The organism is uncultured Paracoccus sp. (genome assembly GCF_947496875.1).
Lineage (GTDB): Bacteria > Pseudomonadota > Alphaproteobacteria > Rhodobacterales > Rhodobacteraceae > Paracoccus.
In genome coordinates this window covers 1-967 of the sequence record NZ_CANMEH010000074.1, presented here as the reverse complement: position 1 = coordinate 967, position 967 = coordinate 1, and the positions used below count along the sequence as shown (strand labels likewise).

Sequence of the window (967 nt, the reverse complement as noted above, 5' to 3'; positions counted from 1 at the left end):
TTGGAATCTGTGGCGAGGTCCTCCAGGATGCCGCAGATCAGGTTCTTCTGCTCTTCACTGGACAGCTTCTTCACGTGCGGCGTGTTGGTCATGTGAAGCCTCCGCTTTCCCGTCAGCGCTGCTGCACCGCAGCCTCGGTGGTCGGGACGTAATTCGACAGTGGCAACCCGTCGATCAGTTCTGGGTTCCTGTGAGGAGCCGGTCGGCAAGATCCTGCACGCGACCGACCACAGCGCTTCTGTGCCGAGCAGATTTGCCTGTCTGTTCGCGAGCTCAGCCATCCTGAAGTACATTCACGGGCGGGCATGACTGCACCGCCCGGAGCGGTTGCTTAGAAGTCCCAATACGCGGTGCCATTCCGGTAGAAGCTCTGGTCCGTGCCGTCCACCTCGCCGTTCAGCACCACCTCGTCGACGTAGAGATTGCGGTCGTTTCCCGATCCTTCGTAGCGGTCGTTGAGGAAAGTGATCCCGACCCGGTCGGAGCCGTCGGCGTCGAAGTCGCCTCGGAAGATGATGGTGTCCCATTCGCCATCAGCGCGGTCGGCGGTGACCACTGTGGAGGCGGCGACCGTCTTGCCGTTCACGGTGAGGGCGAAGGCCGGATCGCCCTTGAAGGCATCGCCGTTGGCCTTGACCGTAACGACGTCCTCGCTTGCGCCTCCGGCGGGCGGGATCGGGATCGGCGCGGTGCTCTTGGGAACCAGGACGAAGTCGTCGAGCAGCGCGCCGTAGCCATCCCCGGATTGCGCGCCGACCTCGCGGATGGTGAGCCGGTCCGTCCCCGCGGCACCGGTGACGCTGGTCGTGAAGGTTCCCCAGTCCGCCCCCGGCTTTGCCGTGGCCACAACCAGGTCGTTCCAGACCACCTCGACCTCCTGCGTCGAGAGCGACTTCTCGGGCCGCGCCCGCAGGTCGAAGCTCAGCGTGTAGGCCTGCCCTGTGGTCGCGTCGACGTCCTGGTAGAA

At 64.6% G+C, this 967-nt stretch carries 1 protein-coding gene; it reads right to left on the bottom strand.

The window, feature by feature from the left end; all coding sequences use genetic code 11:
- Positions 1 to 331: 331 nt before the first annotated feature.
- Positions 332 to 967: carbohydrate-binding domain-containing protein (locus Q0938_RS19160; protein WP_299365721.1), on the bottom strand; the 636-nt coding region annotated here is incomplete at its 5' end.